The sequence below is a fragment of the Sutterella sp. KLE1602 genome (assembly GCF_001578585.1).
GTDB lineage: Bacteria > Pseudomonadota > Gammaproteobacteria > Burkholderiales > Burkholderiaceae_F > Sutterella > Sutterella wadsworthensis_A.
Map to the genome: position 1 here is coordinate 6,474 of NZ_KQ968570.1, position 17,125 is coordinate 23,598.

Genomic DNA, 17,125 nt, shown 5'->3' on the forward strand with positions numbered 1-17,125 from the left:
GGTCGCGAGTTCGAGACTCGTCTCCCGCTCCAGGATGGCGCGATAGCAAAGTGGCTATGCACCGGATTGCAAATCCGTTCACGGCGGTTCGATTCCGCCTCGCGCCTCCAGACATCTGCGGGAGTAGCTCAGTTGGTAGAGCGCAACCTTGCCAAGGTTGAGGTCGCGAGTTCGAGACTCGTCTCCCGCTCCAGAATTCAAGAGAAAAGGAAGCGGCAGGCTTCCTTTTTTCGTATGTACGCTCCGAAAATCCAGAGAGCGTCCGAAGCATCGGCTTCGGTGCCGGAATGACGGAATTGGTAGACGTAGCGGACTTAAAATCCGCCGCAACAAAATTGCGTACGGGTTCGACCCCCGTTTCCGGCACCATCAGACATCAGGCCCCGCGGACACCCGCGGGGCCTTTTTTCTTGTTGATCCGCCCGTCCCGACATCTGAATTGTTCGGCTTACGCGCGTAACTTGCCCGCGCGCAAGCCTGCAATGATTAGGCCCGTCTGAACAGGCGCACATTTCTAAAATGGACGGAAACCATCAACGACCGGACGGCGTCAGGCTCCTCCCCTCGCCGCTCCTCATGAGATCCAAGACCATGCAAAGAAGACAACTCATCGGAGCCGCCGCAACTGCGGGCTCCGTCACGATCGCCCCCGCCCTTCTGACGGGCTGTGCTGCCGCCCCTAAGTCCGAACCCGCCGGAACCGTTGCGACGCTCCCCGAAGGTGCGTCCGCCCACGTGACCGCCGTGGCGCCGACGGGTGCCTACAGGGGCTGCGTGCTTGATGGCACGGGCGTGCGCCGCTGGCTCGGCATTCCCTTCATCAAAAATCCTTACGAGCCCGTGCGCCGCTACCTGAAACCCGAACCCTACGGCGCGCACGAGGGCGTCATGGACTGCCTGAAGCACGGCAGCATTCCGCTCCAGCCCAATCCCGACAAGAATGTCGAGAAGAAGATGGTGGGCGGCGACGGTCCGCTCTGCCTGAACATCTGGGCGCCGAAGGCGGGTGAGAACCTTCCCGTCATGGTCTGGGTGCCGGGCGGCGGATCGATCAGCTGTGCCCAGAACGACGAACGTTTCGACGGCACGAACTTCGCCCGTGACGGCGTCGTGCTCGTCACCCTCGCCTACCGCGTGAACGTCGACGGCTTCCTCAAGCTCAGGGGCGGAGACTCAGGCAACGGCAACCGCGATATTCTCGAAGGCCTGCGATGGGTCAAGGCCAACATCGCGGCCTTCGGCGGAGACCCCGACAAGATCACGGCCTTCGGCCAGTCGGCGGGCGGCACCCACCTCGTCGACGTGATCGCCTCTCCGTACACGAAGGGACTGCTGGCAGGTGCCGTCATCCAGAGTCCGTCAGCCGTCGCACAGTGGCGGGATGCTGCCCAGGCCGAGGAAGCCGCAAAGCTCGTCTGCGACGCCATCGGCTGCGAACCCACCCGCGAAGCCATGCTGAAGATACCCAATGAAAGCCTTGCGGCCTTCGGATCGCTTGCGGGCAGGCTCGCGAAGAACGCCGCATGGGCCCGGAGCACCAACGGCAACATCGCGCTCTTCAAGGCATACGTGGGCGACGACTTCATGCCGGTGCGTCCCGTGGACGCCATCGCTGCCGGCGCGTGCGAGGGTCTCGCCGTGATCAGCGGTTCCACCCGTTCCGAGTGGAGACACTACATCGTTCCCAACGGCCTCATCGCCAAGGTGAACGAAGCTGCGGTGAAGGCGCTCTGCGTCAACGCCGGGCTTTCCGCCGATCTGCCCGAAGCCTACCGCCGTGCAGGCAGGGGCTCGACGCCGGGCGACATATTCGCCCAGATCCAGAGCGACATCATCTTCCGCATGCCGTGCGTGCGGCTCATGGAATCCCTGCGCAGGGGCGGCGCGACGGTCTGGGCCTACAGCTTTGACTGGGAGAGTCCCGTCGAAGGAAAGAGCGGCGTTCCCATCGGAGCCGCCCACTCGAACGACGTTCCGTTCGTCTTCGACAACCTCGATGCGCCCCGCTCCCTCAAGTCGAACGGTGCCGACGCTCCGAGGTCCCTCGCCTACGCCATGCATTCCTCGTGGGTTGAGTTCGCGAAGACGCAGAAGGCTCACTGGCCCGAATTCGAATTCCGCACCCGCAGGGCCCTCTCCTTCACGAGGACCCCGTCCCTCGTGAGCGATCCCTGGGCGTTTGAGCGCCTCGCCAATCCCGCCCGCTGAGCAGTCGGACTCATCTGACGGCAAGGCCCCGCTGCGACATTGTGCGCAGCGGGGCCTTGTTTTTGGAACGGACGAACCGCCCATGAAAAACGGGCCCCGATCCCGAAGGATTGGAGCCCGTGTTTTCTTTGTCAGCCGATCAGGCAAGCTGAGCGGCAGATCCCGAAGTCATTAGAAGAGGCTGCAGGCAACGAAGCCGAGAGCGACGGAAATGACGATGGCGATGACGCCCGGGATGAAGAAGGAGTGGTTGAAGACCCACTTGCCGATGCGGGTGGAACCCGTGTAGTCCATCTGGACGGCGCCGAGGAGGGTCGGGTACGTCGGGAGAACGAACAGGGCGGACACAGCGGCGAAGGAAGCGACCAGCATGTAGGAGTCGCCCGGGTTGGCAGCGGTGATGCCGAGAGCGGCGACGATGGCCGGGGTGATGGCCTTGGCCGTAGCAGCCTGGGAGTACAGGAGCATGGCGGCAATGAAGAACACCACAGCGAGGAGAGCCGGATACTGGGCAACGGAGTCAGCAGCCATGGCCTTGATTTCAGCGGAGTGGCCGGAAACGAACGTGTCACCGAGCCAAGCCACGCCGAACACGCAGATGCAGGCGATCATGCCGGACTGGAAGACGGAAGACTGACCGATCTTGTTGATGTCGATCTTGCAGCAGAAGGAGATCAGCGTGGCGATGATGAACATGAAGCACCAGATAGCGGCGTCACGCGGCACAACGACCGGGGAGATCAGGCCAACAGCCGGGGAGATGGCGGAGGCGTAGAAGACAACGCAGAGAACGCCGAGGAGGAAGATAAGGACGGACGTCTTGGCGCCGGCCGGGAGTTCCTTCTTTTCAGCAGCGTTCGGGGCCTTGACGAGACCCTTTGCAAGGCGTTCCTTGTAGACCGGGTCAGAGCTCAGGTCCATGTTGGAGATGAGCGTCATGATGAAGGCCGTAAGCATGCAGCCGGCGAACGTCGTGACGATCCAGATGCCGAGCAGGGCGGGGTAGGACCAGCCGAACTTTTCAAGCACGCCGGACATGTAGATCACAGCGGCGGAAACCGGGGAGGCCGTAATGGCGATCTGGGAGGCAACCACAGCGATGGAAAGCGGAACAGCCGGACGGATGTTCTGTTCCTTGGCGACTTCAACGATAACCGGGATCATCGAGAAGGCGGTGTGGCCCGTGCCGGCGAAGAGCGTAAGCACATAGGTCACGACCGGAGCGAGATAGTTGATCTGCTTCGGGTTGCGACGGAGGACGCGTTCAGCGATGCGAACGAGGTAGTCGAGACCGCCGGCGAGCTGCATGGCAGCAATAGCGGCAATCACGGAAGCGATGATGAGAATCACGTCCCAGGGCACATTACCCGGCTTCATGCCGAAGCCAAGGCCGAGGACGAGAACGCCGGCGCCGCCGACGTAGCCAATGCCGATGCCGCCAAGGCGGACACCGAGGAAGATCGCGGCGAGAACGACCACGAACTGGAGAAGGGTGATGAAGTCCATATTAGCTTCAAAAACGGCGGGAGCCGCTTTTGAATCCTCTCTTTTCTTTGGTTGGTTAATCGAAGCAATCCGGCTTGGGCAGGAGCCCAAACCGGAGTGCTTCGTTTTTTTTGTCCGGGACCACCCTTTTTCAGAGCGGCCTGGATCCAGACTTTATTCTCTTACTTTTCGAACTTCGGGTTGATGAGGTTTTCGTACGTGAAGACCTTGTCCCACTGTTCCTGGGTAAGCATCTGCTTTTCTTCGACAACGAGCTGGTGGAGGGACTTGCCGGTGAGGAAGCCTTCACGAGCGATGTTGGCGCAGGGCTTGTAGCCGAAGTGCGGCTTCAGGATCGTGATGATGCCGAGGGAACCCATGACGAGATCCTTGCAGTGTTCGGCGTTCACGACGATACCGTCGATGCACTTTTCACGCAGATGGTTGCAGGCATTCGTCATGACCTTCATCTGCATGTAGAGGGCGAACGTAATGACCGGTTCCATGACGTTCAGTTCGAGCTGGCCGGCGGAAGAGGCGAGCATGACCGTCGTGTCGAGACCAATGGCGAGGAAGGCAGCCTGGTTGGTGACTTCCGGGATCACGGGGTTGACCTTGCCCGGCATGATGGAGGAACCCGGCTGGAGCTGCGGAAGGATGAGCTCGGAGAGACCCGTACGCGGACCGGAAGCGAGGAGACGGAGGTCGTTGCAGACCTTCGTGAGCTTGACGGCGAGGCTCTTCACAGCGGAAGAGAGAGCAACGTAGGAGCCGCAGTCGGACGTAGCAGCGATGAGGTCTTCGCTGTTGCGGAAGTCGATGCCGGTGATTTCAGCGAGGTGCTTGACAGCCTTGGCCGGGAACTCCGGATGCGTCGTCACGGTCGTGCCGATGGCGGTAGCGCCGAGGTTGACAACCTTGAGGTGTTCCTGAGCTTCCTTGATCGTCTTGATTTCGTCGGCGATGGTGAAGCCCCAGCCGTGGAATTCCTGACCGAAGGACATCGGAACGGCGTCCTGAAGGTGGGTACGGCCCATCTTGAGAACGTCCTTGGTTTCTTCAGCCTTCTTGTAGAAGGAAGCGACGAGGTCTTCAACAGCCTTGAGAAGGACGTTGGAGCGAAGGATCAGGGACAGGTGGAAGGCCGTCGGGTAGGAGTCGTTCGTGGACTGACCGAAGTTGGCGTGGTCGTTCGGGGAGACCTTCTTGTCGCCCTTCGGGAGGCCGAGGTGTTCGCAAGCGAGGTTGCAGAGCACTTCGTTGCAGTTCATGTTCGTGGACGTGCCAGCGCCACCCTGGAGCCAATCGGTGACGAACTGGTCGTTGTACTTGCCAGCGATGATCTGATCGCAGGCCCAGATCAGGGCGTCAGCGACGTCGGCCGGGATGCAGCCAAGTTCCTTGTTCGTCATCACGGAGGCCTTCTTCACATAGCCGTAGGCGATGGCGAAGAACGGTTCCTGGGACATCGGCATTTCGGTGATGTTGAAGTTGTGCTTACCACGCATCGTCTGGACGCCGTAGTAGGCTTCATCCGGAATCTCGAGTTCGCCAAGGAAGTCGCTTTCAATACGAGACATTTTATTTGCTCCTCAAATATTCGGGTCGGACCAGACAGAGAGAATTCTCTGCCGGTGATCCTCACCGTTTGTGTTTCCCGCGGGGCGTTATGTTTGGTCCTGAACGCTGATCCCGGGAAACGGGTCGAAACCGCAAGAGGTGATCAAATGATCTCAAACCAAAAGATCACCTCTCACGACCTACATTTTACTGCCTAGCCGGCTTAATGGGAATAGCCTTTTTCTGGGTCGGCAGAACCTTGTCGTAACCACGCATGCCCTGTTCAGCCATCTTGCGGCGGATGAAGGCGATCTGCGTCTTCAGGGGAAGTTCCTTCGGGCAGAAGTCATGGCAGGCAAGGAGGGACATGCAGCCGAACACGCCGGATTCGTCACCGACGATATCGTAGTAGTCGGCGTCGTTACGCGTGTCGCGCGGGTCGAGACGGAAGCGGGCGATCTTGTTGATGCCAACGCCGCCGACGAAGTCCGGGCGGATGCGAACCGTACCGCAACCGGCGATACAGCAGCCGCATTCCACGCAGCGGTCGAGAACGTAGATGTCTTCGGCGAGCTGCGGGTCCATCGGGACTTCCTTCTTGCGAAGGTCGACTTCCTCTTCCTTCATGTGAACCCACGTTTCCATGCGTTCGGACATGTTGCGCATCCACTTGCCGGTGTTGACCGAGAGGTCGCCGATAAGTTCGAAGGCGGGAAGCGGGGCGAGCGTGAATTCCGTCGGAAGGTCACGCGTCAGCGTACGGCAGGCGAGACCCGGCTTGCCGTTGATCATCATGGCGCAGGAACCGCAGATGCCGGCGCGGCAGACGAAGTCGAACTGGAGCGTCGGATCCTGGGTGTCGCGAAGTTCATTGAGAGCAATGAACAGCGTCATCGAGTCGGATTCTTCCAGCTCATAGGTCTGCATGTGCGGCACGCTCTCAGGATCCTGCGGGTTGAAGCGCAGGATGCTGATCTTGAGCATGCGGTGCTGCTTGTTGGTGGTCTGTTGAATATCAGCCATTTTGACGTCAATCTCCAAAATTAGTCTTTCAGCGGTTCATCAACGCGTTCGTTCTTGCCCTTGAGGCGCTTCGGCAGCAGATCCTGGTAGGGCATGAGGGCGTCCTGAATAGCGAAGCGGTCGGCACCGGCGGCTTCCATCTTGGCGCGGATAGCGTCAACTTCAGCCTGGCGCTTGGCCGATTCCGGATTTTCGATGTAGTTCTTCACACCGTAGCCGCGGAAGCCCGGGGGAAGTTCCATCTTGCTGATATCAAGCTTTTCGTAGTTGAGGGTCGGCAGCGTGTCGCCTTCCTTCCACGTAGCGATCGTACGGTTGAGCCATTCGATGTCGTTACGAACCGGGAAGTCTTCGCGGTAGTGAGCGCCGCGGGATTCCTTGCGGTTGAGAGCGCCGTAGGCCACGGAGAGGGCCACGCGGAGCATCTTCTGGGTACGGTAGGCGTAGATGAGCTCGGGGTTCGGGCCGACCACGTCCTTGACGGACACCTTGAAGGAGCGCTTGTAGAGCTCTTCAAGTTCAGCGACGGCGGATTCCATGTCAGCGCCCTTGCGGAAGATGCCGATCTTCGTCGTCATGATTTCCTGCATGCGGGTGCGGATTTCATAGGCGTTTTCAGAGCCGCCATTGTTCATGAAGGACTTCAGGCGAGCCTCTTCCTTGGCGAGAGCGCCGTAGATGAGGGACGTCGGGATGTCGATGCCGTTTTCAGCCTTGTCGCAGAAGTCGGCGATGAATTCACCGACGATCATGCCGGCCACGACGGTTTCAGCAACGGAGTTGCCGCCGAGGCGGTTGAAGCCGTGCATGTCCCAGCAGGCGGCTTCGCCGGCAGCGAAGAGGCCCTTGAGCGTCGGGGATTCGCCGGTCGGCTTCGTACGCACGCCACCCATGGTGTAGTGCTGGGCCGGACGGACGGGCACCCATTCCTTCGTCGGGTCAACGCCGAGGAAGTAATGGCAGATTTCGTAGACTTCACGCAGCTTGTGCTTGATGTGGTGTTCGCCAAGAAGCGTGATGTCGAGCCAGATGTGTTCGCCAAAGCGGCTCTTCACACCCTTGCCCTGGGCAATGCGTTCTTCCATGCGGCGGGAAACCACGTCGCGGGAGGCGAGTTCCTTCTTTTCCGGTTCGACGTCCGGCATGAAGCGGTGGCCGTCGACGTCGCGGAGCAGACCGCCGTCACCACGGCAACCTTCCGTGACGAGAATGCCGGCGGGGAAGATGCCGGTCGGGTGGAACTGGATGGCTTCCATGTTGCCGAGGGAGGCGACGCCCGTTTCGAGAGCGAGGTCGTAGCCGGTGCCTTCGCAGATGACGGCGTTCGTCGTCACGCGATAGATACGGCCGGCACCGCCCGTGGCGATGGCCGTAGCCTTGGACACGTAGGCCATGAGTTCGCCCGTGATGAGGCAGCGAACGATGGCGCCGTAGCAGCGCTTGCCGTCGTGAATCAGAGAGAGGGCTTCAACGCGTTCGATGACCGGGACCTGTTCGGCGATGATGCGGTCGGAAACGGCGTTGAGCATGGAGTGACCGGTACAGTCGGACACGTAGCAGGTACGCCACTTCTTCGTGCCGCCGAAGTCACGCTGGGCGACGAGGCCGGCAGCTTCCTTGCGTTCGGTAATGGTGACCTTTTCACCATTGATGATGACCTGGCGATCACCCGGGGTGATGCGGCTCCAGGGCACACCCCAGGCAGCGAGCTCACGCACGGCCTTCGGGGAGGTGTTCACGAACATGCGGACGACTTCCTGGTCAGCACCCCAGTCGGAGCCGCGGACCGTGTCGCCGAAGTGGACGTCTTCGTTGTCGCCGACGCCCTTGATGACGTTGCCGAGCGAAGCCTGCATGCCGCCCTGAGCAGCCTTGGAATGGCTGCGCTTCGGCGGAACCAGCGACAGGACGATCGAGTCATGCCCACGGCGCTTGGCAGCAACGGCCATACGCAGACCGGCAAGACCGCCACCGATCACGAGCACGTCGGTGTAGATAATTTTCATTTCCAATGGTCTCCTAGATCCAAAGACGATGTGCCGAGAGCGAAACTGGGGTTCCGCCCTGCCCGGCACGGGGTCAGATTCCGTCAATTCACCTGAATCGCCGTTCTCCTGGTGCGACTCAGTTGAACTGGCCTCTTCACGACCTTGCGGCAGTCGTTCAAGAGGCGGACTTTGAAGCAAGAAAGTAACGCTTTCTTTCTCCGCATTCCTTATATCAGCTTTGCCGAAATCGGGTAGCGGGAAAGTCGGGAGGATGACGTCTGCGTCAAACTTTGCCCAATCTTTACGATCTGCCTTCTCGAAAAGCTACGTATTTCTACGGTCACCCGTGTCAGCATCGATTCTTTCGAACTAGGCAAAACACCCAAGGCGGCTTTTCTTAAGTCACGCGCAGTTTATTACTACTACCACCTCAGAAACATTCGGGGTAACCCTAGGTTTCTGTTTTTTTTCTTACGATTCAGTCAAGGGTCCTCAAATCTCTGATCGCCCCGCTTCTCCTGATTCCCCAAGCATTCGCCCGATCCGCCCTCCGGCGCCCCCCGAACGGGCTCCTACCTAGGACTGCGCGCCAACCTATCCCAAGGTACTACCACTCAAGTAATACACGTTAACCCCTAAAATGCCTTAAATGTTAATCTCGTTGTAGGCCGTCTCGCCTAGGGAATTCTGCGTATTTATACTCACTTTTCCTCCTCATAGGCTTTATAGTGTTCCTTAACAAATCCGATAGAATCACCCCCTATCGTGCAAAATTTTCCGATAGAATATAGGCATTCAGCGGATTTCGCCGCAACGCGCCCGACATGCGCGCACCGACTTCGGAGGATACCCACCATGCCCGTCAATCCCGTCCACACCGACAACGCCCCCGCCGCCATCGGCGCCTACAGTCAGGCGACGCTCGCCGAGGGCTTCCTCTTCACGTCGGGCCAGCTTGGTCTAGTGCCCGCAACGGGCGCACTTGCCGAGGGCGTCGAGGCTCAGGCTCGACAGGCCTTCGCCAATCTCGAGGCGATCTGTGCCGCAGCGGGCACCACGCTCGGCAACACCGTCAAGATGACGATCTTCCTTGCAGACATCAACGAGTTCGCCGTGGTCAACAAGGTGATGACCGAAGTCATGTCCGAGCCCTATCCCGCCCGCTCCTGCTTCGCGGTCGCCGCACTTCCCAAGGCCGCCCGCGTCGAGATCGAGGCCGTGGTGACGAGGCCGTAAGGCAATCCCCCCTCTTTGTATATATGCAGAACATGGCCGCCGCCCCGAAACAGCAGGAGCGCGCCTCGGGCGTCATCCGTCAGGAGAAGCTCGCGCCCCTTGACGTCAGGCTCGAGAAGCTCGGGCTCGTGCGCGACTGGGACTTTGCGCTTCACCTCCCGCTTCGCTATGAGGACGAGACGAGCGTCACACCCATCGGCTCGCTCGCCGTGAACACGCACGCCCAGATCGAGGGCCGCGTCGCAGACCAGCGCTTCGTGCGCACGGGCCGCGGTCAGCAGCTTCAGGCCGTCGTCGAGGATTCGACGGGCAGCATCACGATCCGCTTCCTCCACTACTTCCCGTCCATCCAGAAGCAGCTTGCCGTCGGCAGCACCGTGCGCCTCTACGGCGAGCCGCGCGAGGGCTACTACGGCGGGCTCGAGATGGTGCATCCGCGCATCAAGTCCGGCAAGGCTGCCGAGACCGAACTGCCCAAGGCGCTCACGCCCGTCTACCCCGCAGGCGAAGGCATCCAGCAGCGATGGCTTCGCAAACGCATCGACCGCGCACTGCTCGATCTGGACCTCACGGACCTCGTGCCCGAGGCGGTCAGGACGAAGTTCGGCCTTCCCGGCCTTCGCGAAGCACTCTCCTACATCCACACGCCGCCCTCGGGCGCCGACGTCATCGGTCTGCAGGAGCGCTCCGCCCCCGCCTGGCGCAGGCTCATCTTCGACGAACTCCTCGCCCAGCAGATCACGCTGCGCGAATCGCGCGCCGTGGCCTTTCAGCGCACCGCCCCGCCGCTCGCGGGCGACGACGCCGAACTGGTCGGCTGCTTCCTTGCGCAGCTTCCCTTCAACCTCACGAACGCCCAGCGCCGCGTCACGGACGAGATCCTCGCCGATCTGGCCGCGAACCGTCCCATGCACCGCCTCGTTCAGGGCGACGTCGGCAGCGGCAAGACCGTCGTAGCTGCGCTCGCCGCCCTGCGCGCCGTGGCCTCGGGTCATCAGGCCTCCCTCATGGCGCCCACCGAGATCCTCGCCGAGCAGCACTTCAGGAAGATCGCCGCCTGGCTCGAGCCTCTGGGCATCCGCACCGCCTGGCTCACGGGCCGCCTCAAGACCGCGGAGAAGAATGCCGCGCTCGAGGCCGTCGCCTCAGGCGAAGCACGCATCGTCATCGGCACCCACGCCCTCATTCAGGAAGGCGTCAAATTCGCGAACCTCGGGCTTGCGATCGTCGACGAGCAGCACCGCTTCGGCGTTGCCCAGCGACTTGCGCTGCGCACCCGCCCAGAGTCCGCCCTCGTCCCTCACCTCCTGATGCTCTCCGCGACCCCGATTCCGCGCACGCTCGCCATGAGCTACCTCGCGGACCTCGACGTCTCGGTCATCGACGAGCTGCCGCCCGGCCGCACGCCCGTCGTCACCAAGACCGTGAAGACCTCCCGCAAGGACGACGTGCTTTCCGTCGTGAGGAGCGTCGTTGCGCAGGGCCGCCAGGTCTACTGGGTCTGTCCGCTCATCGAGGAAAGCGACAAGCTCGACCTCACACCCGCGACCGTCTGCCGCGACGACCTTCAGCAGCGCCTGCCCGACCTCACCGTCGGCCTCGTGCACGGTGCGATGCCCGCTGCCGAGAAGGATGCCGTCATGCAGGACTTCGTCTCGGGCCTCACCCAGATTCTCGTCGCCACCACCGTCATCGAGGTGGGCGTCGACGTTCCCAATGCAACCCTGATGGTGATCGAGCACGCAGAGCGCTTCGGCCTCGCGCAACTCCACCAGCTTCGCGGCCGCGTCGGCCGCGGCGCCGCCCAGAGCGCCTGCATCCTGCTTTTCGGCGAGGACATCTCGCCCGCGGGATGGGAGCGCCTCAAGGCGATCAGGGACACGACCGACGGCTTCGAGATCGCGAGGCGCGACCTCGAGATGCGCGGCCCCGGAGAATTCCTCGGCGAACGCCAGTCGGGCACGCCGCTCCTACGCTTTGCGGATCTCGATCGCGACGAGGCGCTCCTTGCCGCCGCACGCCGCACGGCCGATGCCTGGCTCGAAAAGGACAGGGATGCGGCCCTCAGGCACGCGGCCCGCTGGTTCAAGACGGCTGGCGAATTCCTAGCCGCATGAGCCCTTTGCGAAACGTCCCGCAACCGCACTAACATATTCACACAATCCACAAACAAGGATCCCTGATCATGACTCTCACCGAACTCAAGTACGTCATCGCGGTGGCCCGTGAAAGGCACTTCGGCCGCGCCGCCGAATCCTGCTTCGTGAGTCAGCCCTCCCTTTCCGTCGCCATCAAGAAGCTCGAGGAAGAGCTCGGCGTCTCGATCTTCGAGCGCCGCACGCCCGACATCTCGATCACGCCCGTGGGCGCCGCCATCATCGAGCAGGCCCAGAAGGTGCTCGAGGAAAGCCGTCTCATCTCCGAGATCGCCAAGCGCGGTCAGGATCCGCTCGCCGGCCCGATCCGCCTCGGCATGATCTACACGGTCGCCCCGTACCTCATGCCCGAGCTCATCGTGAAGCTCTCCACGCTCGCCCCGAAGATGCCCGTCTACCTTGAGGAGACGTACACCACCGAGCTCATCTCCCAGCTGCGCACGGGCGCCATCGACGTCGCCATCATGGCCGACACGATCTCCGACACGGGCTTCATGACCCAGGCCCTCTATCAGGAAAGCTTCGTCGTCGCCGTTCCGTCCCACCATCCGTGGGTCAACCGCAACTACATCGGTCCGCAGGAACTGCGCGACCAGACGATGCTTCTGCTCGGCGCCGGCCACTGCTTCCGCGACCAGATCATCGGCATCTGCCCGGACCTCGTGCGCGCCAACATCGGCATCGCCGACGTCCAGCGCACGGTCGAGGGCTCCTCGCTGCAGACGATCTGCCACATGGTCGCCCAGGGGCTCGGCATTACCGTGCTGCCCGCCTCCTGCGTGCCCTATCTGCGCTCGAACGTCAACAGCATCAAGACGATCCCGTTCAAGAGCCCGTCGCCCTCGCGCCGCGTCATCATGGTCTGGCGCAAGAGCTTCACGCGCATGAGCGCGATCGAGACGCTCGCCCAGGCGGTCAAGAGCACCACGCTCAACGGCTGCTTCTATCTTGACGAGCCGCCCGTCGCCGACTGAGCCGCACCGCCGAGGCCATCATGACCCAACCCGACACCCGAACGGGCGCGGAGCCCGGTCCGTCCGCGCAGGCGGCCCAGCCTGAGCCCCACGCCCAGTCGCCCGCCGCCGAACGCAACCGCGGCCCGCAGACGCTGCGTTCCATGCTCAGCTTCAGCGAGCGCGTCGACCTGCTCATCCGCGTCGTACTTGCCGTGGCCGTCTCGATCGGCTGCTACTTCATCATCGAGCCGTTCCTCACAGCGATCGTCATCGCGGCGATTCTCGCCGTCGTCACATGGCCGCTCTTCGCGAGCGCCCGTTCGTCGGCGGGCGGCTCCACGACGCTGCCCGCGCTCCTGATGGTCTTCCTGCTCATCATCGGCGTGCTGATCCCGTCGAGCTTCCTGCTCATCGCGCTCGCACAGCAGATCCCCAAGGGCATCTCCGTCATCCGCGAATGGATCGCCAGCGGCTTCACGATTCCGCCCGCCATCTCCGAGATTCCGGGCATCGGCCCTTGGCTTCACGACCAGCTGCTCTTCGCGATCGACCCCGCGTCGCTCTCGACCACCATGCAGAAGCTCCTCGAGCCGCTCTCGGCCGCGCTTCTCAATGCAGCCGTCAACGTGAGCAACATCCTCCTGCAGCTCGCCCTCGTCACCTTCATCGTGTTCTTCTTCTACCGCGACGGCGCCTGGTTCGCCGACCGCGTGCAGGCCCTGATGAAGCGCGTCTCGGGCGACCTCTCGAACGAACTCACGAAGATCCTCGTCAACACGACCCGTTCCGTCGTCTTCGGCCTCGTGGGCACCGCGCTCGGCCAGGCCGTCGTCGCAGGCATCGGCTTCTGGATCGCAGGCGTGCCTGGCATCCTCATGCTCTGCACACTCGTCTTCGTCCTCTCGATCGTCCCGATCGGACCTCCCCTCGTCTGGGGCCCGTCCGCCATCTGGCTCTACTCGCAGGGCGAAACGGGCATGGCCGTCTTCCTCGTCCTCTGGGGGCTCCTCGCCGTCTCGAGCGTGGACAACTTCCTCAAGCCGATCCTCATCGCGCGCGGCTCCTCACTGCCCCTCGCCCTCATCTTCCTGGGCGTCTTCGGCGGCGTGATCGCCTTCGGCTTCCTCGGCCTCATCCTCGGCCCGATCCTGCTCGCCGTCGGCCTCTCCATGCTTCAGGCATGGCTCAAGAATCCGATCCTCGCCGCGAAGCTTGATCCCGACCGTCCCCGCAGAAGCAGACGTCCGATCAAGCGGGAGAAACGCGAAAGCACTCAAGCCAAGGGAAATTCCCTAGATAATCCATCTGATCAGGAAAACACCTCCGAATAACTACAGAAAGTGTTGCGTATCAAGAGGTTGCAGAACTGCAACCTCCTTTTTTAGGACCCGATCAGGCCCTTTTGAAGCTCCTTTTTGCCTGAAGCAGTACGTAAAAACCTTCAGGCGCGATCCTTGACAGTAGGGCATACTAGCAACTGTATTCGGAGGACCGCCCTCAGGCGGAGTCTGTTACAGAGCGGCCCTACCCATAAAAACACTCAACAACCAAAGGATTTGGAGTTTCTTATGTCGATACAAAGCTGGGTCGCCATTGCCGTGACGCTCGTTACGGTCTGGGCCCTGATCAAGCGCTATGAAACGCGACTGGTGCTTCTTGCCGCCGGTCTCTTCCTCTGCTGCATTAGTCTTGACCCGATGTACGGTCTTGACGCCATGGGCAAGTCCATGACGAACAAGTCCCTCATCATGGCAATCTGCGGCTCGATGGGCTTTGCCTTCGTGGCTTCCTACACGCAGTGTGACCGTTCTCTCGTTCACTACCTCGCCTCCCCGATCCGCGGCCTCGGCATCTTCCTGCTGCCGGTCTGCACGACGATCACGTTCTTCATCAACATCGCCATTCCGTCTGCCGCCGGCTGCGCTGCCGCCGTCGGCTCGACGCTCATTCCGGTGATGCTCCGCGCCGGCATCAAACCGGCCGCCGCCGCTGCTGCCGTTCTCGGCGGCACGATCGGTTCGTACCTATCTCCGGGCACGTCCCACAACGTCTTCGTCGCCAACATGGCCAAGATGTCTGAAATGGACTTCATCGCCTATCACTCCACGTTCTCCCTGATGTGCGGCGCCATCCTCATCGTCGGCATTGCTCTCGTCGCCTTCATCCTCGGCGACCACAAGGGTGACAAGAACGCCCAGGTCGACGAATCCAAGCTCCAGAAGATGGACTTCGTTCCGTCCCCGCTCAAGGCCATCGTTCCGTTCGTGCCCATTGCCATCCTCGTGCTCGGCAACACCTGCCTTCCGGCCATCAAGATGGGCGTTGCCCAGGCCATGCTGATCGGCGCCATCGCCGCTCTCGTCATCGCCCGCGCCAACCCGCAGCAGCTCACGAAGGAATTCTTCAGCGGCATGGGCAAGGGCTATGCCGACGTGATGGGCATCATCATCGCCGCCGGCGTGTTCGCCGCCGGTCTCCGCGCCACGGGTCTCATTGACACCGCCGTCGCCGCCCTTAAGGACTCCAACGAATTCGCCCGTTGGGGCGGCTCCCTCGGTCCGTGGATCATGGGCGTCATCACCGGTTCCGGCGACGCTGCCACCCAGGCCTTCAACGAAGCTGTGACCCCGCACGCCGAATCCTTCGGCATGACCATCCCGGGTCTTGGCGGTCTCGCCTTCCTGACCGGCGCTCTCGGCCGCACGATGTCCCCGCTCGCCGGCGTGACGATTCTCGTGTCCGGTATCGCCATGGTCTCCCCGATCGAAGTCATCAAGCGCACCGCCGTTCCGTGTATCGTCGCTGTCGTCGCCTGCGCTCTCCTGATGGTCTAATTCATCAGAGCCTGAAGTCCTCTCCGAGAGCTTCATGACAGAGACAAGAAGGGCCGTTCCGAAAGGTGCGGCCCTTTTCATTTCCCTCTTTCTCCCCGTCTCTCGCCTCTCGTCCTGCAGCGCCGCCCGCCCGACCCGCAGCCCCCTGCTCCACGCACCTCATCTCCTCCCGCTCCCGCCCCCAGAGACTGCGAAGGACCTTCCTGCGTGTCCGCGCCTGCCCATCCTTCACCTTCCCGTGGGATCCTCGGCACGGCAGACGACTGCAACCGGAACACCTCTCTCGCCGCCCCCGCTTCCTTGCGCTCATCGCCGCAGCTCCTCCCAACGTGATCATCACGGCGAGGAACTTACGAGACTCGTGAAGGAAATTCGTGCGAGGAGATCAAGCATCTGCACGACTCCTTCATGAACGTCATGACCAAGCAGGAATCCGACGGTCAAACGTTCCGTCCGCTTTCAGAAGCTTGAAAAAGCTAGACGAAACCGATGAGGGCTGTTTGATGCAGCCCGCTACTGCCCGAATTGGGTAGGGACTAGAATGGGGGGGTACGCCCCCCCAGAATCCCCTTCCAATCGATTGGGAGGGGATTATCAATTCCGTTCAGATCAGCGGGTGCGCACGAACACCTGGGTGTGGATGTGATCGGCGGGAATCGTGCGGTACTGCAGGATGATGTTGCGCACGTACTCGACGAAGATTTCGGAGCCGCAGAGATAGACGTCGCTTTCGGCGTCCATGCAGGCGTGACGCAGCGTGGCGGGCATCAGCTTGCCCGTGAACTGGTAGTCCTGGCCGACGTGTTCGTCAAAGCGCGGTTCGGTGTAGCCCACGGCCATGCCGCTGTCGGGAATAAGCTTGATGAGGTTCTTCGTCTCCTCCTGAAGCGGGAAGTGCTCGCCGTTCTTCGTGGAGTAGATGAGATGCACGCGGCGCAGCGGGTGGTCGGTGGCGATCTCGGAGAGCATCGCGACCATCGGGGTGATGCCGATGCCTTCGGCGATCATCACGACGGGAGTTTCACGGTCGTCAAGAACGAAGCCGCCAGCGGGTTCGGAAACCTCGATCTCGTCGCCGACGTGCAGGCACTGGGCGAGCTGGGCGGAAAGGGCGCCGCGGTCGTTGTCGAGCACCTTGATGGTGATGCGGTAGCAGCCTTCGTCGGGCGTGCTGCAAAGCGTGTAGGCGCGCGGCTCAAAACCCTCGAGGCGAAGCGCCACGCCCTGGCCGGCGCGGAAGGCGGGAAGCGGCTGCTCGTCGGCGGGCATCAGCGTGAAGGTGGTCGTGTCGACGCATTCTTGCTTGCGGTTCATCACCTTGAACTTGCGCCAGCCCTTCCATTCGACGAAGGCCGGGGCCTTGACTTCATCAACGTGGGCTTCCTTCTTTTCGAAAAATCCGAACATGATGCTTCTCCTTTTTAATTCTTGCGCAGGCGTTTCGAGCGCTTTGCAAATGGCTTTCAGCTGACGCCCGGTCTCGGCGTCCTGTTGTTTAAAGCATACCCCTAACTACTACCACCTAATCCTTTCGCATCGACTTTTGTTGATCTTTTAGATAAACCAGACTACCCCTTACAGATCCACTACCCTTTTCGGTATAGAAATCAACCCTTATCAACCCCTTTCGTGCGCAGACACTGCACTCGGGAAGTCCTCCCTGCGCAGCGTTTGAAATG

Annotated in this window: 11 protein-coding genes and 3 tRNA genes; 9 read left to right on the top strand and 5 right to left on the bottom strand. The window is 61.6% G+C overall.

The genetic code is table 11. The annotated features are described in order from the left end of the window. Positions 1-36: 36 nt before the first annotated feature. The 4 genes from HMPREF3036_RS09795 (at position 37) to HMPREF3036_RS09810 (ending at position 2,208) form a co-directional block, all read left to right on the top strand. Positions 37-110: transfer RNA gene (locus tag HMPREF3036_RS09795), tRNA-Cys, on the top strand. A gap of 7 nt (positions 111-117) precedes the next feature. Further along, a tRNA-Gly gene (locus HMPREF3036_RS09800) sits at positions 118-193 on the top strand. Between the two features lie 88 nt (positions 194-281). Further along, positions 282-369 (top strand) — tRNA-Leu (locus HMPREF3036_RS09805). Between the two features lie 222 nt (positions 370-591). Continuing rightward, entirely contained in the window at positions 592-2,208 is a 1,617-nt protein-coding gene (locus HMPREF3036_RS09810) for a carboxylesterase/lipase family protein (protein WP_062334212.1), read from the top strand. Between the two features lie 171 nt (positions 2,209-2,379). Here HMPREF3036_RS09810 and HMPREF3036_RS09815 read toward each other — a convergent pair whose 3' ends face one another. The 4 genes from HMPREF3036_RS09815 to HMPREF3036_RS09830 form a co-directional block, all read right to left on the bottom strand. Further along, entirely contained in the window at positions 2,380-3,705 is a 1,326-nt protein-coding gene (locus HMPREF3036_RS09815; protein WP_197457979.1) for an anaerobic C4-dicarboxylate transporter, read from the bottom strand. 170 nt (positions 3,706-3,875) lie between these two features. Further along, a complete protein-coding gene (locus tag HMPREF3036_RS09820; RefSeq protein WP_005433413.1) occupies positions 3,876-5,273 on the bottom strand; it encodes an aspartate ammonia-lyase in 1,398 nt (465 codons plus the stop codon). Between the two features lie 187 nt (positions 5,274-5,460). Continuing rightward, complete coding sequence (locus tag HMPREF3036_RS09825) at positions 5,461-6,276, bottom strand: fumarate reductase iron-sulfur subunit (protein ID WP_005433417.1); 816 nt, start codon at positions 6,274-6,276, stop codon at positions 5,461-5,463. A gap of 20 nt (positions 6,277-6,296) precedes the next feature. Further along, positions 6,297-8,282, bottom strand: a complete 1,986-nt coding sequence (locus HMPREF3036_RS09830) for a fumarate reductase flavoprotein subunit (RefSeq protein WP_005433419.1) — start codon at positions 8,280-8,282, stop codon at positions 6,297-6,299. An 837-nt stretch (positions 8,283-9,119) separates the two neighbouring features. On the opposite strand from HMPREF3036_RS09830, the gene HMPREF3036_RS09835 reads away from it, so the two are divergent. From HMPREF3036_RS09835 to dcuC, 5 genes are all read left to right on the top strand, one after another. Further along, positions 9,120-9,500 (top strand): Rid family detoxifying hydrolase, encoded by a 381-nt coding sequence (locus HMPREF3036_RS09835; protein WP_062334105.1) that lies wholly within the window; start codon positions 9,120-9,122, stop codon positions 9,498-9,500. Between the two features lie 23 nt (positions 9,501-9,523). After that, positions 9,524-11,617 (top strand): ATP-dependent DNA helicase RecG, encoded by a 2,094-nt coding sequence (gene recG / locus HMPREF3036_RS09840; protein WP_062334107.1) that lies wholly within the window; start codon positions 9,524-9,526, stop codon positions 11,615-11,617. 68 nt (positions 11,618-11,685) lie between these two features. Further along, positions 11,686-12,630 (top strand): LysR substrate-binding domain-containing protein, encoded by a 945-nt coding sequence (locus HMPREF3036_RS09845; RefSeq protein ID WP_062334109.1) that lies wholly within the window; start codon positions 11,686-11,688, stop codon positions 12,628-12,630. A gap of 20 nt (positions 12,631-12,650) precedes the next feature. After that, entirely contained in the window at positions 12,651-13,943 is a 1,293-nt protein-coding gene (locus HMPREF3036_RS09850; RefSeq protein WP_062334112.1) for an AI-2E family transporter, read from the top strand. Between the two features lie 237 nt (positions 13,944-14,180). Next, complete coding sequence (dcuC, locus tag HMPREF3036_RS09855) at positions 14,181-15,446, top strand: C4-dicarboxylate transporter DcuC (RefSeq protein ID WP_062334115.1); 1,266 nt, start codon at positions 14,181-14,183, stop codon at positions 15,444-15,446. A gap of 609 nt (positions 15,447-16,055) precedes the next feature. On the opposite strand, the gene HMPREF3036_RS09860 is transcribed toward dcuC, so the two are convergent. Further along, the gene (locus tag HMPREF3036_RS09860) at positions 16,056-16,853 is read right to left on the bottom strand and encodes an FAD-binding oxidoreductase (RefSeq protein WP_005433439.1); all 798 of its coding nucleotides are present in this window, start codon (positions 16,851-16,853) and stop codon (positions 16,056-16,058) included. Positions 16,854-17,125: the final 272 nt, after the last annotated feature.